Annotated in this window: 1 protein-coding gene; it reads right to left on the minus strand. The window is 61.8% G+C overall.

Going from position 1 to position 455, the window contains the following annotated elements; all coding sequences use genetic code 11:
* Positions 1–442, minus strand: a 442-nt coding sequence (locus tag J5M66_RS26680) for a PEP/pyruvate-binding domain-containing protein (protein WP_279382202.1), incomplete at its 3' end; no start/stop codon positions are given.
* Positions 443–455 lie beyond the last annotated feature (13 nt).

The following is a 455-nucleotide window of genomic DNA, read 5'->3' on the forward strand; positions in this document are numbered from 1 at the left end:
CGACATCTGAATACATCTGGATGAAGCGGCGATAGCTGTCCCACGCAAAGCGCGCATCGCCGCTGGTGGTGGCAAGGCCCGCAACGGTCGCGTCGTTCAGCCCCAGGTTGAGCACGGTATCCATCATCCCCGGCATCGACACGCGCGCGCCCGAGCGCACCGACACGAGCAGCGGATTGGCGGGATCGCCGAAGGATTTGCCGGTAATGCCCTCAATATGCGCAAGGCCAGTGGCGACTTCAGCGCGCAGGCTGTCAGGGAAGGCCTGGCCTTCTTCATAATAGCGCGTGCACATTTCGGTGCTGATCGTGAAGCCGGGGGGCACGGGCAGGCCAATCGAGGCCATCCCATCCAGATTCGCGCCCTTGCCACCGAGCAGTTCCTTGCTCAGCCCATGGCCATCCGAAACACCGCCGCCGAAGCGGTAGACATATTGGGTCATATCAACCTTCTAT

The organism is Pseudomonas sp. 67(2021) (genome assembly GCF_017491835.1).
GTDB classification, from domain to species: Bacteria; Pseudomonadota; Gammaproteobacteria; order Pseudomonadales; family Pseudomonadaceae; genus Aquipseudomonas; species Aquipseudomonas atacamensis.